Consider the following 14,380-nt stretch of genomic DNA (forward strand, 5'->3'; position numbering starts at 1 on the left):
TGCGGGTCGCCCGTCCTCAAGGCAGGGACCAGCGGGGCGGGCACCATTCGGTGCCCGCCCCTGGACCTGGAGGCCGGTGGGTCAGACCGTGGCGGGCTGCGGCTCGGGGGCGGGAGCCTTCAGACGGCCGCTGCTGTGCAGGCCGTACAGGGCGGTCGCGCAGGCGAGGCCGAGCAGGGTCAGGGAGATCCACGGCAGTGCGGGCATTCCGGCGGCGCGGGCCGCGTCGAGTGCGGCGCCGGTGAGGAGGTTGCCGAGGGTGATGCCGACGCCGCAGATGGTGTTGTAGAGCCCGTAGTGGGTGGCGACGAGCCGGTCGCCGGAGAGGCGGACGATGGTGTCCATCTCGAAGGGGTAGGCGATCATCGTGCCGATGGCCAGCAGCAGCGCGGCGAGTGTGGGAGGCACCGCGGCAAGCAGCCACAGCCCGACTCCGGCGTCCGGAACCGGCACCGCCGTGGCGAGCAGCAGGGGTACGAAGGCAAGCCCCATCAGGGCCAGGCCCCGCACGAGTGCCTGGCCGGGCTCGTAGCGGGCCTTGCACCAGGCGGTCACCCGTGTCTGGCCCAGGATGGTGCTCAGTCCGGAGACCGCGAAGAGCATCGCCACCGCGGCCGTGCCGAACTCGCCGTCGCCGCCGAGGCGTCGCACTTCCAGGGGCAGGGACAGGTAGACCTGGAAGGTGAGGACGTACGAGCCGATCATGGCTGCGGAGAAGAGCAGGAACGGCCGGTTGGCGAGGATACCCCGCCACTGGGCGAGCACGCTCTCGCGGTCACCACGCTCCTCCCCCGCGTCCTTGCGCCGGGCGGGAAGGGCCCGGATCTGCACGACGGACAGCAGGGCGAAGATGCCGGCCGCCGCCAGGCAGGTGACGCGGAAGTCCACCCCGGTCAGCACCATCCCCACCAGCGGGCCGAGCAGGATCCCGGCTTGGTAGAAGACGTTGAACAGAGCGAACGCCTCGACCCTGCGCTCCCCCGCGTCCGCGGCGAGATAGGCGCGTACGGCCGGGTTGAACAGTGCGCCGGCCAGTCCGGTGGCCGCAGAGGCGGCGAGCAGGGCGGGCAGCGAGTCCACCAGGCCGAGTGTGGCGAAGCCGACGGTGCGCAGGACGCACCCGGCCACGATCATCGGCTTGTAGCCGAGCCGGTCGGCGAGTGTGCCGCCGACGAGGAACATGCCCTGCTGGCTGAAGTTGCGCACGCCCAGGACGAGTCCGACGATCCAGCCGGCCAGTCCCAGGGTGCCGGAGAGGTGGGCGGCCAGATAGGGCATCAGCATGTAGAAACCGAGGTTGATGGTGAACTGATTCACCATCAACAGCTGGACGCTGCCCTCGTAGGAGCGCACCTGTGTGTACAGCCCCTTCACCGGTTCCCCTCCGGCGCGTCGGACTCGGTGCTCGGGATGTCGCCGGGGTCCGCGAGGCCCTCGGTGACCTCCTGGGACGTGTCCTGGAGCGTGAGGGGATCGACCACGGTGGTGCACCGGGTCCAGCGAAGGACCTCCTTTTCGTCCAGGCGGCCGATCAGCTCCGGCTCCGGAGCTGGAGGTGAGTCCAGAAGGCCGTGGGCGGCGCAGTAGTCGTCGTCGTACACCGTGCCCAGGTAGCGCTGCGGACCGTCGGGGAAGATCGCCACGATGCGGGCGTCCGCGGGCATCGTCCGGGCCAGCCAGCCGGACACCAGGGCGACTGCCCCCACGCTCCATCCTCCGGTGGCGTAGTGCGAGGCGGCGAGTTGCCGGCAGGTCCACACCGCCTCGTGCGGGGCCACCCAGTGCACCTCGGAGAAGTTTTCGTAGGCGACGTTGCGGGGGTAGATGCTGGAGCCGAGTCCGCGCATCAGGCGGGGCCGGGCGGGCTGGCCGAAGATCGTCGAGCCCGTGGTGTCCACGCCGACGACCGTCAGGTCCGGGTACAGCTGGCGCAGCACGCGGGAGACGCCCGCGGAGTGGCCGCCGGTGCCGACGCTGCACACCAGTACGTCGATGTGGCCCATTTCGGAGGCGAGTTCGAGGGCCAGTGGGGTGTAGGCGGCGACGTTGTCGGGGTTGTTGTACTGGTCCGGGCACCAGGACTCCGGGTGCTGCTCCAGCAGTCGCTGCACGCGCTCGCGGCGTGCCTGCTGCCAGCCGCCGGTCGGGTGCGGTTCGGAGACGACGTTGACCTGGGCGCCGTACGCGGTCAGTAGCCGGGTCATGGATAGCTCGAGACCGGGGTCGGTGACCAGGGTGACCGGGTGGCCGTACACCATGCCGGCCAGCGCCAGGCCGAGGCCCAGGGTGCCGCTGGTGGACTCGATGATCCGTCCGCCGGGCCGCAGGTCGCCGCGGGCCCGGGCCCGCTCGACCATGTGGAGTCCCGGACGGTCCTTGATGCCGCCGGGGTTGAAGCCCTCGAGCTTCGCCCAGAAGCCGCGTCCGGCCGGGGCTAGCGGCTCCGAGACCCGCAGCAGGGGCGTGTTCCCCACCAGTTGCGACAGTGCGGACTGGCCGGAGGGGGAGGTGGTCTTCTGCGAAGACGTCAGTGACTGCATGGTGTCGCTCTCGCTCGATGAATGCACGGGGCGGGATTCATCACGCGCGCACCATGGCGACCGGCGCGGATCGCGGATCCGTGCTCGGTGTCGTCTGGCGCGCGGCAGCCTGCGATGCCGGCTGCGGGCGAGAGATCTAGATGCGCAACCGGGCCGTACGGGTGAGTTGCGTCCGGCCGCTGCCTGGTCGGCGCCGTCTGCGCGCCCCGCGAAGAGCCGAGAGATGTCCGAGGGCCACGGCCCCCGCGACCAGTGGCGTCGGGTCATCCACGCCTGCGGATGGCTGCTCCGGTGCCTCGGCCGCCGTACGAACCACCGCTTCATGCGTGCACTCGTCAGCACCGTGGGGCGGATGCGGAGTGTGCGGGCCGTGCTGGTGTGCCTCGCCCGGCGTCACCTCTGCCGCCGCGACGGCGCTGGGCGTGAGCCTGTGCGGTTCCTCGTCCGTTCCGTGCCCGTGTCCGACGGCGCACAGGACGATCGCCAGCAGCAGGACACCCCGGATTAGGGAGCCGAGCCGGCGCGGCCATGGTGAGCCGGCCATGCGCCGTGCGGACAACGGCATCCGGAAATATGACGGCACAGGTCCTCCGTGCGGCTGTCACCTCCCGGTGGTACCGAGAGTGCAGATGCATGGGTGGGGGTAGGACGGCGTGAAGTGAATGCGACCTGGATTCCCATCGTGTGGACGGAATCCGGATCTCGCCGCGTAGGTCAGGCGAACCGGTGAAAACCGGAAGGCTGGATGGAGGAAATCTGGCTCTCTAGACCTGCTGTACCACGGCGATTCTCAGGGCCGCGAATGACGGACCACCAGAGAAACCGAATCCAGGCTTGCCTCGCTCCGCGAGGGCATGCACCGCGGTGGTGGATTCGCGAACGGATGCTGCAAAGCAGGACGACGCTACGATCGAGCCGTGCGGCAGCTGTCCAGATGTGCAGTGCTGACTCGAATGTGACGGCCCGTGACCGTCGTGGTGGTCTTCCGCTGCCGCCATCCGGTGCGTGGACTGGTCCTTGGCGTCCTCGCGGGCGTCCATATTCGGCAGCGCCCCAGATGAAGTCACACTGGTCGGCATGTGGCCCTTGGCACTCTCGGCGGGGACGCCGTGCGTGATCACGACCCCGAAGAGCAGCACGGCCAAGGTCAGCACTCGCAGCAACGACCCCGGAACCATGCCGGTCCAGGGTATGCGCCGGGGCAACCGAGCCGTAACCATGCCGTGATCCTAGCGGCTCCTCAGCGATGATCGACCAACTCCCAGGAGACACCGGGTGAACGAGCCAGCAAATGGCCTGATTGCTGTGGCGATGGCCTGCGGGCTCATCATGGCCGTCCTCTTGTCGCCGGCCTCCGAGGGTGTGGCGAGCCCCGCTCCCGCGTGAGCGGCGGTGACGGGCAGAGCTGCGTCGAACCCGAGCGCACCATCAGCATCCATCAAGCGGAATCATCATCCGCGGGTTGGCCATCGACCGCCGACATCGCCGCTCGACGTGTCCGTGACGGGCGCCTGGGCGCCGGTGAAGCGGGACCTCACGCTTTCTTGTGGCCGAAACAGTGTCGGGCGGTCGACACTCGAGCAGTCCCTGTGGGCGACATGTGTGGGCCCCTGACTGTGCGGGATACGCCCCGGGTCGGGTGGCAACGCGTCTCCGCTCAAGATCAGGAACATGCGATGCCTGAACGCGGGCCAAGCGAGACAGCCCGGGGTGGTGTTGGCGTTGTTTGTAGCGCCCTTGATCGCCTCGATGCCGCAGGCGCCGTAACCGCGGGGCGGCTGCGGCTGCAGACTTCACTGATCCCGGACGAACGTGGCCCGGCTCTTTCCGGCCTACCGGAAAGACCCGGCACCACCACTTGGGGAATACCCCCCGGGGGTATATGGTTCCTGGGTGTTGGCCCCGGACGCGGGCCACTTCACCGCACGGGATGGGGATGGAAGGTCATGGATCACAGCGCTCACCACACCGGCACCCCGCACGACCGCGCCATGCACGAAGAACATGGTCACGCCGACCGCATGGCACATGACAGTGCCCATGCCGGGGCGTCCTGGGCCATGGCGATGAAGGCAACGCTGCACTGCCTGACCGGCTGTGCCATCGGCGAGATCCTCGGCATGGTCATCGGTACCGCGCTGATCTGGGGCAACGTGCCGACCATGGTCCTGGCGATAGCGCTGGCGTTCCTCTTCGGCTACTCCTTCACCCTGTTCGCCGTGCGCCGGGCCGGTCTGGACCTCAAGTCCGCGATCAAGGTCGCGCTGGCCGCCGACACCGTTTCGATCGCCGTGATGGAGCTCGTCGACAACGCCATCGTCGCCCTCACACCGGGCGCGATGGACGCCCACCTGTCCGACGGGCTGTTCTGGTCGGCCCTGCTGGGCGGGTTCGTGGTCGCTTTCTTGATCACGACGCCGGTCAACAAGTGGATGATCGGTCGCGGTAAGGGCCACGCCGTCGTCCACGCCTACCACTGACGCACCCACAGGCCCAGGCGGTCGGGGCGCCCCTGGCGGATCAGGGGCGCCCCGACCGCGTTTGTGTCGCCGGGCCGGCGTCAACCCGGCAAGGGCCGGGAGGCGGAGGCACGGCCAGCCGGCCCGCCGGCCTCCGGCACTGAAACGAAGGAGGCGACCGGTGATGAACACGGTCAAGGACATGCTCGCCACCTACCCGGCCGACCTGGGCCAGGTAGACCGCGACAAGCTCACCCGCTGCATCGAGGAGTGCATCGCCTGCGCCCAGGCATGTACGGCCTGTGCGGACGCCTGCCTGTCCGAGGGGATGGTCGGCGATCTCACCAAGTGCATCCGCACCGACATGGACTGCGCGGACATCTGCAACGCCACCGCGTCCGTCCTCTCCCGGCACACCGGCTACGACGCCAACATCACCCGCGCGATCCTCACCGCGTGCGCCACCGTCTGCAAAGCCTGCGCGGACGAATGCTCCGCGCACGCCGACATGCACGAGCACTGCCGCCTGTGCGCCGAAGCCTGCCGCTCCTGCGAACAGGCATGCAATGACCTCATCCAGGCCCTCGGCTGACCGCGCCCACACATCAAAGGGCCGCCGGAACTGGCGATCCGGCGACCCTCGAGCACTTCACGGCTGACGCTCGCCACCCGGCCCACCAGGCGGCGAGCGTTGGCTCAGTGCACGTGCGGTCCGCCGGTCACCTGCGGTTTCCCGCGTGGTACGAGTCCCAAGGCCACGGCTGCACTGGCGGCGGCGGCTACCGCACACACGGTAAAGGCGTCGGTGAAGCCGCCGACCGTGCCGCGTTCGATGCCGGAGGCCGCGACGGTGGAGACGACCGCGACGCCGATGGAACCGCCCACTTCGTGAAAGGTGTTGACGACGCCGGAGGCCAGTCCCGCCTCGTGGTGTTCGACCATGGCGAGCGCCGTGGTGGTGGCGGTGACGAAGACGGCGCCGATGCCGAGCGAGGCGACTGCGAAGCCCGGCAGGAGGACGGCGTACACGTTGCCGGTGTCCGACAGCCGGGTCAGCGGCGCGGTTCCGGCAGCCGCGATCAGCATGCCGGCGACGGCCGTGGTGCGGCTGCCGATGTGGCCGACGAGGCGGGACCCCAGGTGCGCGCCGATGCCGGTGGCGAGGGCCACGGGGAGGAAGAACAGGCCGGTCTTCAGCGCGCTGAAGCCTCGCAGGTGCTGGAGGTAGACCGATCCGAGGAAGAAGAAGGCGATCAGCAGCGCGGTGGCCGTCAGCATCAGGAACGCCCCGGCGAGGACGGGCCGCCGGGTGAACATGCGCAGGTCCATCAGCGGGGCCTGGCCAGCCCGCTCGGCGATGGCGAACAAGACGTACGCCACCACGGCGCCGGCCAGCGGTAGCAGGGTGGCGGAATCCGCCCACCCCGCCTCGCCCGCCTCCACCAGCCCGTAGATCAGCGCGCCCGTGCCTCCGGTGACCAGCAGCGCACCGGGCACGTCGAGTCGGGCGGGCTGCAGCGCCCGGGCCGTTACAAAGGCGGGGAGAGCAGCCATGACCAGGAGGCCCACAGGCACGTTGACGTAGAAGACCCACTGCCAGCCCGGACCGTCGGTGAGCGCCCCGCCGACCAGGACCCCGGCCGCGGCACCGGACCCACCAATCGCCGCCCACACACCCAGGGCCTTGTTGCGCTCGGCACCGTGGAAGGTGGTCGTGACGATCGACAGCGCGGACGGGGACAGTAGAGCGGCGCCGACGCCCTGGGCAATGCGGCCGCCGAGCAGTTGCGGGGCACTGTCCGCCAGTCCTGCGACGAGCGAGGCGGCGGTGAAGACGGCGAGTCCGGCGAGCAGGGTGCGGCGCGCGCCGAGAGCGTCGGCGAGACGGCCGCCGAGCAGCATCAGACCGCCGAAGCAGAGGGTGTACGCGGTGACGGCCCAGGTCAGCGCCTCCCGGCCGAGGTCGAGGTCGGCGGCCATGTCGGGCAGGGCGACGTTCACCACGGTGACGTCAAGAATCAGCATGAACTGAGCCAGGCAGACAAGCGCGAGGGCGGCCCAGCGGCGCGGGTCGGGAGGCGGGGCGGTGCGTAGCGGTGCGTGCGGAGTGCCAGCAGTGGAGTGAGTCATGGCCAGGTCCCTAAGGCGAGATGGCGGCGCGCGCCAGAACGAGTGTGAGGGGCGCCGAGGCGGTGATGAGGACGTCACACGTGCCATTTGAACTGTACTGTTCAGTTCATGTGAACTCAACTGTTCAGTTCAGGTAGGTGCTAGTGTCCTGGCCATGAGCAGGGAAAGTGCCAAGCAGGCCCCAGGCGGCCCCCGGGCGGAGCTCAAGCGGCAGGCCATCGTGAGGGCCGCCCGCGAGCTGTTCCTGCGGGAGGGCTTCGGCGTCGGCATGGACGCCATCGCCACCGAAGCCGGCGTGTCCAAGGTGACCGTCTACAACCACTTCGGCAGCAAGGAAGCCCTCTTCACCGCGGTCATCACGGGCGCCCTCGACGAACCCCTCGCAGGAGACGCGTCCGCCGCGCTCGAACGGCTGCCGGAGGCCGGGGACTTGCGCATGGCCCTCCTCGACGCCGCCCGCAGCTGGGTACGCTCAGTGCGCACCAACGACGAGGTGGCGGCGCTGCGCAACCTCGTAGCCGCCGAGGCGCACCGCTTCCCCGAGCTGGGCCGGGCCTGGCAGCAGCACGGACCCCAGGGACATCACCCCGCCGTGGCGAAGACGCTACGCACCCTCGCCGAGCAGGGCCGACTGGTGATCCCGGACCTCGAGACCGCCATCATTCAGCTTTATGCACTCCTGGTCTTCCCTCACATGGTCTTCGGCTCCTACGCCACACACATCGACGACGACCTCACCGACCGCCTCATCGCCAGCGGCGTCGACATGTTCCTGAGCCACTACGCCCCACGGCTCACGTAAGGGGTCCCCCTCCCGCAGCGACCTGGGACCGAAAGGGATCCAGCTGGCCAGCAGGGCCTGTATCGGCCCATAGCGACGCGCCTTCCACTCCCCGGAGCGGCGACGACTCCGCGGCTGGGTCTGTCAGAGGGATTGCGGACATCCCCCGCGTGAAGCCCTTGGGGCCCACTGTCGCGAGCCGCGTATCACCGCGGGCTCTTGAAGGGCGAAGCGCGTTAAAGCGCGTCCGGCAGTCACGAGCACACGCATGCGGACTCGTATGCATGTGGGTGGGATCACAGCTTCGATATACCCCCAGGGGGTATAGTGTCGGCATTGCCGGAGGGCGGACCGAGGAAGACGCCCTCCGAGGACAACCGCACACATCCAGACTCTGAGGGAGCACCCATGACCACCCAGACGAACTCCGGATCCTGCTGCTCCTCCGACGGCTCCTGCGGCTCTGGCGCCGTGACCGACGTCCAGGGCCTCGGCGTCACGACCGTCTACAAGGTGTCCGGCATGACCTGCGGCCACTGCGAGGGGGCGGTCTCGCAGGAGATATCCGCTCTGGACGGCGTGACCGCCGTCACGGCCGTGGCCAAGACCGGCGAGGTCACCGTCACGTCCGCCGCCCCGCTCGACGAGGAGGCCGTCCGGGCCGCCGTCGACGAGGCCGGTTACGAGCTCGTCGGCCGGGCCTGACGGCCCCGCTCGGGCATCCGGCCCGGACCACGAACGCGCACCACTCCCGCGCCGGGACGCACCGCTCCGCTGATACGGAGGCCGTGCGGCCCGGCCTCTTCCAGGAGACACGCATGACGAGCACGGCTCCCGAAAAAAAGACGTCCCCCGGCGCAGCGTCCACACCCGCCTCCGAAGTCGAGCTCTCCATCGGCGGCATGACCTGTGCTTCCTGCGCAGCCCGCATCGAGAAGAAGCTCAACCGGATGGACGGCGTCACGGCGACCGTCAACTACGCAACCGAGAAGGCGAAAGTCTCGTACGCGGACGGCATCGAGGTCGCCGACCTCATCGCCACCGTCGAGAAGACCGGCTACACCGCCGAGGAGCCGCCGCCACCGGCCACCGAGCAGAGGACGGGCACCGATGCGCCCGCGGCGGCGGACAGCGAGTTGCTCTCGCTGAGGCAGCGGCTGCTCGTGTCGCTCGTCCTGTCCGTGCCGGTCGTGCTGATGGCGATGGTCCCGGCCCTGCAGTTCGACAATTGGCAATGGCTGTCGCTGACTCTGGCCGCCCCGGTCGTCGCCTGGGGCGCTTTCCCCTTCCACAAGGCGGCCTGGACGAACGCCCGGCACGGTGCCGCGACCATGGACACGCTGGTGTCCATCGGCACGCTGGCCGCGCTCGGCTGGTCGCTGTGGGCACTGTTCTTCGGGCACGCGGGGATGCCGGGCATGCGGCACGGCTTCGAGTTCACCATCTCGCGCAACGACGGGTCCTCCGCCATCTATCTGGAGGCCGCGGCCGGGGTGACCACGTTCATCCTCGCCGGCCGGTATCTGGAGGCGAAGTCCAAGCGCAAGGCGGGCGCCGCACTGCGAGCCCTGATGGAACTGGGCGCGAAGGACGTCTCGGTACTGCGAGGCGGCAGGGAGGTACGCATCCCGGTCGGGCAGTTGGCGGTCGGTGACCGGTTCGTCGTACGTCCGGGGGAGAAGATCGCCACCGACGGAACCGTCATCGAGGGCACGAGCGCGGTCGACGCCTCCATGGTCACCGGCGAGTCGGTGCCCGTGGACGTGACCGTCGGCGACACGGTCACCGGTGCCACGGTCAACGCCGGCGGCCGAATCGTCGTGGAGGCCACCCGCGTCGGCGCCGACACCCAGCTCGCTCGCATGGCGAAGCTCGTCGAGGACGCGCAGAACGGCAAGGCCGCAGTGCAGCGCCTCGCCGACCGGATCTCCGCCGTCTTCGTCCCGGCGGTCCTCTTCATCGCCGTCACCACTCTGGGCGGCTGGCTCGGCGCCACCGGTGATGCCACCGCCGCGTTCACCGCAGCCGTCGCCGTCCTGATCATCGCCTGCCCGTGCGCCCTGGGGCTGGCCACCCCGACCGCGCTGATGGTCGGGACCGGGCGCGGCGCCCAGCTCGGGATTCTCATCAAGGGCCCGGAGGTGCTGGAGTCCACGCGCCGTGTGGACACGATCGTCCTCGACAAGACCGGCACGGTCACCACCGGCCGGATGACTCTGCAGGACGTGTACGTCGCCGAAGGCGTTGACGAGCGCGAACTGCTGCGGCTGACAGGTTCCCTGGAGCACGCCTCCGAGCACCCGATCGCCCGGGCCATCGCCACCGGCGCGATCGAGAGGGCCGGGAGCCTGCCGGTGCCGGAGAACTTCGAGAACGTCGCCGGGCTCGGCGTGCAGGGCGTCGTCGACGGGCACGCGGTGCTCGTCGGGCGCGAGAAGCTCCTGGCCGAGTGGGCGATCGAGCTGCCGCGCGAGCTGGCCGATGCCAAGGCCGCTGCGGAGGCCGAGGGGCGTACGGCGGTCGCCGTCGCCTGGGACGGCGAGGCCCGCGGCGTCCTCACGGTGGCCGACGCGATCAAGGAGACCAGCGCCGAGGCGGTCGCCGAACTGCGCCGACTGGGCCTGAAGCCCGTCCTGCTGACCGGCGACAACCAGCTCGTGGCCGGATCCGTGGCGAAGGCCGTCGGTATCGACGAGGTCATCGCCGAGGTCCTCCCCCAGGACAAGGTGGATGTCGTCAAGCGGCTGCAGGCCGAGGGCCGTTCCGTCGCGATGGTCGGCGACGGTGTCAACGACGCGGCCGCGCTGGCCACCGCCGACCTCGGCCTGGCCATGGGCACCGGCACCGACGCGGCCATCGAGGCCGGCGACCTGACCCTCGTACGCGGCGACCTGCGGGTGGCGGCCGACGCCATCCGCCTGTCCCGCAGGACGCTGGGCACCATCAAGGGCAACCTCTTCTGGGCCTTCGGCTACAACGTCGCCGCCCTGCCGCTCGCTGCGGCCGGCATGCTCAACCCGATGATCGCGGGTGCGGCAATGGCGTTCTCGTCGGTGTTCGTCGTGACGAACAGCCTGCGCCTGCGCTCGTTCAAGTAGGCCCGTGACCGTAACGGCGGACAACCGGGAGGGGGTGTGCAAGAGGCATGACTGAGCCATTCGGAATGCACGAACCGATGCCGAGATCTGCGGGCCATCGGCGCAGGTCAATGTGGACGAGGTGGGGGACAGGTCTGAGCGGTCAGGCCCCGCAGCCACCTGTCCGCCACGGCATGATCAAGTCTGTTTCGGTAGTGTCGGGAGCGGAGGGCCGCGGCGGCCCTCAACGGATGTCTTGGGAGTGGCCGTGAGCCGGTACGTACGAACAGGAGGCGCCCTCGGGCACCTGCTGCTCGTGGTCGTGCTCGCGTTCGGCGTGTTCGTCATGCACACCATCGGGCATCCCACCGAGTCGCATGCCGCAGGAATGGGTCCGGCCTCCCATGTGTCGGCGCCGACGGCCCATTCGGCCCCGGCGACGTACCAGGACGCCGCGGACCCGGCCTCTGCGGAATTGAAGCACTCGGCCGCCCCCCAGCAGGCCCCGTCCACCGACATGCCCGTCATGGCGATGGACATGCTGTCCCTTTGTCTGGCCGTCCTGCTCGCCGCTTGGGTGCTCATGGCGCTCGTCCGGTCGGCGCTCGCCCGTCACCGCGACTGGCTGGCGAACCTCCGTGCCCAGGTCGCCGCCGTACTGCACCCCAACCCGCCGCCACGCGGCCCTGATCTCACCCGGTTGTCGGTCCTTCGGCTGTAGGCCAGCACGCGCGTTCCCGCTGTCTCGCACGCCCGAAAACCGCCAGAAGAACCAGACAACACCCGAGGTGAAATCGATCATGACTGCCTTCACGCGTGCTCTGCGCCGCAAGTCCACTCGTCGTATCGCGGCCGCGAGCGTCGTCGCGACAGGAGCCCTGCTGCTGACTGCCTGCGGCGGCGACGGCGACGACATGAGCGGCATGGACCACGGCAGCGGCTCATCGTCGGCCGCGGCGACCACCGAGGCCGGGGCCAAGGCCGGGGACTTCAACGATGCGGACGTCACGTTCGCGCAGATGATGATCCCCCACCACGAGCAGGCCCTGGAGATGGCAAAGCTCGCCGACGGCCGCGCCTCCGACGCGGAGATCACGGACCTCGCCGGGAAGATCGAGCAGGCCCAGGACCCTGAGATCAAGACGATGAAGTCCTGGCTCACGTCGTGGGACAAGCCGACCGCGATGGAGTCCATGCCCGGGATGGACCACGGAAGCATGAACGGCATGATGTCCGACGCGGACATGAAGGAACTCAAGGCCATGAAGGGCAAGGAGTTCGACAAGATGTTCGCGGAGATGATGATCGACCACCACAACGGGGCGATCGCCATGGCCAAGGACGAGCAGAAGAACGGCAAGAACGCCGACGCCAAGAAGATGGCCGGCGACATCGTCAAGGGACAGTCCGCCGAGGTCGAGCAGCTCCAGAGCATCCTCGACCGGCTCTGAGCCGACTCACACGGGCCGTCCGGCCTCCACGGCACGCTCGCCGAGGAACCGGACGGCCCCGGGCCCCGGCCCCCGCACTTCCCCCATCGACCGCACCCTCACGGTCTGCACAGGCTTCCGCGCCGACGCGCGCCCGATATCTCCCGCCGAGGAACCATGCACAAGCGCCATGCCGCCGCGACAGCGGCTGCCCTGACTCTCGCCCTGACCCTGGCCGCCTGTTCGGAAGGCAAAGACGGCGCGGACTCGTCCGCAGCCTCCGCAACTACGGTGAGCCACATCCACGGCCTCGGCCTGGCCGCCTCCGACCAGCGCCTGTACGTCGCCACCCACGAGGGCGTCTACACCCCCGACACCAACGGCGATCCTCAGCTCGTCGGCGACAGCAAGGACGACTTCATGGGCTTCACGGTGGCCGAGGACAACACCTTCTACGCCAGCGGCCACCCCACCTCCGGCGGCAACAAGGGACTGATCAAGAGCACCGACGCCGGTAAGACCTGGACGTCGCTGTCCCTGTCCGGCGAGTCCGACTTCCACGCGCTGGACCACGCGCACGGCACGGTCTACGGCTACGACGCCACCAACGCCCTGCTGCGCACCACCAAGGACGGCACCACCTGGAAGGACGGGGCAAGCCTCGAGGCGCTCGACATCGCGGTCAGCCCGAACGATCCCGGCCTGGTCCTGGCCACCACCGCCGAGGGCATCGCCCGCAGCACCGACGGCGGCAAGACGTTCACCAAGGGCAAGGAGCCAGTGCTGGCCTTCCTCTCCTGGAAGACCGCGGATGCCCTCTACGGCATCGACCCGGCCGGCGTCCTGAACCGCAGCACCGACGGCGGCACCACCTGGCAGAAGGTCTCCACCGTGCCGGGCGGCCGGCCCCAGGCGCTCACCGCAGTCGGCGCCGAACACGTCCTGGCCGCCACCCAGGACGGCGTCTACGAGTCGAGGGACGGCGGCAAAACCTTCCGCAAGCGCCTCGCCGTCGAATCAAGTGGCGGACACTGACAGGCCTATGGCGGAGCCCATCACCAGGCCGGGCGCCCGGCACAGCGATGGGACGTCAGCCCTGGGGACGCAGGCCGGCCAGGGTCACTAGGACGAGCCGTTGCACAGCGGCCTTGGACGACAGTGCTCCGGCTCCGGCGAGGGCGTGCAGGCAATAGCCCGCCAGCTCGTCCGGCGGGATGTCGTCCCGGACCACGCGCGCCTTGGCCCCCTCGGTCAGCAACCCCCGGACGAAGTGGCGCAGATGCTGCTCGGCGTGCGCCACATGGTCACCCCGGTGCAGGGCGGCGGACAGCTCTCCCTTATGGCCATGCCGCTGCTGCTGGATGAAGGCGTAGCGCTCCAGCACCGCCTCGAGCCGCTCGTCGGCGGTGCCGGCACGACTTCTGAGTTCGGCGAGCTCGGCAAGGTGACCTGCGATCTGCTGCTCGTGCCACGCCGCCAGAATCGACTCGACGTCCGGGAAGTACTTGTACAGCGTGGCCCGGCCGATGCCGCTGTCCTCGGCGATCCGCGACATCGTCACGCCCCGCAGCCCCTGCTCGGCCACGAGCGCCGCCGTGGTCTTTAGCACCGCCTCCCGCACGGCGCGGCGGTGCTCCTCGATGGTCTCGTTCCACAGCTTTGGCACCGGGTCAGTGTACGTGGTGACGGTGACGAAACATGATGGCTTGACGTAGACACTGTGTCTCGATAAGAGTTGCCGCCTGGAAGAGGGCCCGTGGCCCGTACCGTCCCGTCAGAGGGAATCCGCATGACCGGCACACCGTCCGAATCGACGGAGAGCGCAGGGCCCGACCGCGCCACACCCCCCGCTGCCCCGCGCTGGGTGAAGGTGTCCGGCGCCGTGGCGCTGGCCTTGGTCGTGCTGTTCCTCGTCCTGCACCTGACCGGTGCTATGGGGGCCGGCATGCACGGCGGCCACTGA

Annotated in this window: 15 protein-coding genes; 10 read left to right on the top strand and 5 right to left on the bottom strand. The window is 69.5% G+C overall.

All coding sequences use genetic code 11. The features are described from left to right. Window positions 1–81: 81 nt before the first annotated feature. Window positions 82–1,374, bottom strand: a complete 1,293-nt coding sequence (locus tag ACZ44S_RS03980; protein ID WP_285512822.1) for an MFS transporter — start codon at window positions 1,372–1,374, stop codon at window positions 82–84. Beyond that, window positions 1,371–2,540 (bottom strand): PLP-dependent cysteine synthase family protein, encoded by a 1,170-nt coding sequence (locus tag ACZ44S_RS03985; RefSeq protein ID WP_285512823.1) that lies wholly within the window; start codon window positions 2,538–2,540, stop codon window positions 1,371–1,373. Before ACZ44S_RS03985 ends, ACZ44S_RS03980 begins: the two co-directional genes overlap by 4 nt. A gap of 223 nt (window positions 2,541–2,763) precedes the next feature. Here ACZ44S_RS03985 and ACZ44S_RS03990 point away from each other — a divergent pair, with 223 nt between their 5' ends. Then, entirely contained in the window at window positions 2,764–3,048 is a 285-nt protein-coding gene (locus ACZ44S_RS03990) for a hypothetical protein (RefSeq protein ID WP_466924197.1), read from the top strand. A 256-nt stretch (window positions 3,049–3,304) separates the two neighbouring features. Here ACZ44S_RS03990 and ACZ44S_RS03995 read toward each other — a convergent pair whose 3' ends face one another. Then, window positions 3,305–3,718, bottom strand: coding sequence for a hypothetical protein (locus tag ACZ44S_RS03995; protein ID WP_285512824.1), 414 nt, complete (start codon window positions 3,716–3,718; stop codon window positions 3,305–3,307). Window positions 3,719–4,486: 768 nt separating this feature from the next. On the opposite strand from ACZ44S_RS03995, the gene ACZ44S_RS04000 reads away from it, so the two are divergent. Beyond that, window positions 4,487–5,020 (top strand): DUF4396 domain-containing protein, encoded by a 534-nt coding sequence (locus tag ACZ44S_RS04000; RefSeq protein ID WP_367534076.1) that lies wholly within the window; start codon window positions 4,487–4,489, stop codon window positions 5,018–5,020. Between the two features lie 163 nt (window positions 5,021–5,183). Then, on the top strand, window positions 5,184–5,591 hold the full coding sequence (locus tag ACZ44S_RS04005; RefSeq protein WP_285512825.1) for a four-helix bundle copper-binding protein: 408 nt from the start codon (window positions 5,184–5,186) through the stop codon (window positions 5,589–5,591). Window positions 5,592–5,695: 104 nt separating this feature from the next. Here the strand turns inward: ACZ44S_RS04005 and ACZ44S_RS04010 are convergent, their stop codons facing one another. Then, complete coding sequence (locus ACZ44S_RS04010; RefSeq protein WP_285512826.1) at window positions 5,696–7,129, bottom strand: MFS transporter; 1,434 nt, start codon at window positions 7,127–7,129, stop codon at window positions 5,696–5,698. A 154-nt stretch (window positions 7,130–7,283) separates the two neighbouring features. Between ACZ44S_RS04010 and ACZ44S_RS04015 the strand changes: the two genes are divergently transcribed. From ACZ44S_RS04015 to ACZ44S_RS04040, 6 genes are all read left to right on the top strand, one after another. Beyond that, a complete protein-coding gene (locus ACZ44S_RS04015; protein WP_285512827.1) occupies window positions 7,284–7,931 on the top strand; it encodes a TetR/AcrR family transcriptional regulator in 648 nt (215 codons plus the stop codon). Window positions 7,932–8,318: 387 nt separating this feature from the next. Then, entirely contained in the window at window positions 8,319–8,615 is a 297-nt protein-coding gene (locus tag ACZ44S_RS04020; protein WP_285512828.1) for a heavy-metal-associated domain-containing protein, read from the top strand. A gap of 113 nt (window positions 8,616–8,728) precedes the next feature. Then, complete coding sequence (locus ACZ44S_RS04025) at window positions 8,729–11,008, top strand: heavy metal translocating P-type ATPase (protein ID WP_285512829.1); 2,280 nt, start codon at window positions 8,729–8,731, stop codon at window positions 11,006–11,008. A 247-nt stretch (window positions 11,009–11,255) separates the two neighbouring features. Then, window positions 11,256–11,708, top strand: a complete 453-nt coding sequence (locus ACZ44S_RS04030; protein ID WP_352230209.1) for a hypothetical protein — start codon at window positions 11,256–11,258, stop codon at window positions 11,706–11,708. Between the two features lie 79 nt (window positions 11,709–11,787). Continuing rightward, window positions 11,788–12,438, top strand: coding sequence for a DUF305 domain-containing protein (locus tag ACZ44S_RS04035; RefSeq protein ID WP_285512831.1), 651 nt, complete (start codon window positions 11,788–11,790; stop codon window positions 12,436–12,438). Window positions 12,439–12,594: 156 nt separating this feature from the next. Then, complete coding sequence (locus ACZ44S_RS04040) at window positions 12,595–13,452, top strand: F510_1955 family glycosylhydrolase (protein ID WP_285512832.1); 858 nt, start codon at window positions 12,595–12,597, stop codon at window positions 13,450–13,452. A gap of 55 nt (window positions 13,453–13,507) precedes the next feature. Here the strand turns inward: ACZ44S_RS04040 and ACZ44S_RS04045 are convergent, their stop codons facing one another. Further along, window positions 13,508–14,083, bottom strand: a complete 576-nt coding sequence (locus ACZ44S_RS04045) for a TetR/AcrR family transcriptional regulator (protein WP_285512833.1) — start codon at window positions 14,081–14,083, stop codon at window positions 13,508–13,510. Window positions 14,084–14,206: 123 nt separating this feature from the next. Between ACZ44S_RS04045 and ACZ44S_RS04050 the strand changes: the two genes are divergently transcribed. Next, window positions 14,207–14,380 (top strand): hypothetical protein, encoded by a 174-nt coding sequence (locus ACZ44S_RS04050; protein WP_285512834.1) that lies wholly within the window; start codon window positions 14,207–14,209, stop codon window positions 14,378–14,380.

The organism is Streptomyces malachitofuscus (genome assembly GCF_055571035.1).

Excerpts from the sequence above, each read along its gene's own strand:
- ACZ44S_RS03985 (WP_285512823.1), bottom strand. The coding sequence starts at position 2,540 with ATGCAGTCACTGACGTCTTCGCAGAAGACCACCTCCCCCTCCGGCCAG.
- ACZ44S_RS03990 (WP_466924197.1), top strand. The coding sequence starts at position 2,764 with ATGTCCGAGGGCCACGGCCCCCGCGACCAGTGGCGTCGGGTCATCCAC.
- ACZ44S_RS03995 (WP_285512824.1), bottom strand. The coding sequence starts at position 3,718 with ATGGTTCCGGGGTCGTTGCTGCGAGTGCTGACCTTGGCCGTGCTGCTC.
- ACZ44S_RS04000 (WP_367534076.1), top strand. The coding sequence starts at position 4,487 with ATGGATCACAGCGCTCACCACACCGGCACCCCGCACGACCGCGCCATG.
- ACZ44S_RS04005 (WP_285512825.1), top strand. The coding sequence starts at position 5,184 with ATGAACACGGTCAAGGACATGCTCGCCACCTACCCGGCCGACCTGGGC.
- ACZ44S_RS04010 (WP_285512826.1), bottom strand. The coding sequence starts at position 7,129 with ATGACTCACTCCACTGCTGGCACTCCGCACGCACCGCTACGCACCGCC.
- ACZ44S_RS04015 (WP_285512827.1), top strand. The coding sequence starts at position 7,284 with ATGAGCAGGGAAAGTGCCAAGCAGGCCCCAGGCGGCCCCCGGGCGGAG.
- ACZ44S_RS04020 (WP_285512828.1), top strand. The coding sequence starts at position 8,319 with ATGACCACCCAGACGAACTCCGGATCCTGCTGCTCCTCCGACGGCTCC.
- ACZ44S_RS04025 (WP_285512829.1), top strand. The coding sequence starts at position 8,729 with ATGACGAGCACGGCTCCCGAAAAAAAGACGTCCCCCGGCGCAGCGTCC.
- ACZ44S_RS04035 (WP_285512831.1), top strand. The coding sequence starts at position 11,788 with ATGACTGCCTTCACGCGTGCTCTGCGCCGCAAGTCCACTCGTCGTATC.
- ACZ44S_RS04040 (WP_285512832.1), top strand. The coding sequence starts at position 12,595 with ATGCACAAGCGCCATGCCGCCGCGACAGCGGCTGCCCTGACTCTCGCC.
- ACZ44S_RS04050 (WP_285512834.1), top strand. The coding sequence starts at position 14,207 with ATGACCGGCACACCGTCCGAATCGACGGAGAGCGCAGGGCCCGACCGC.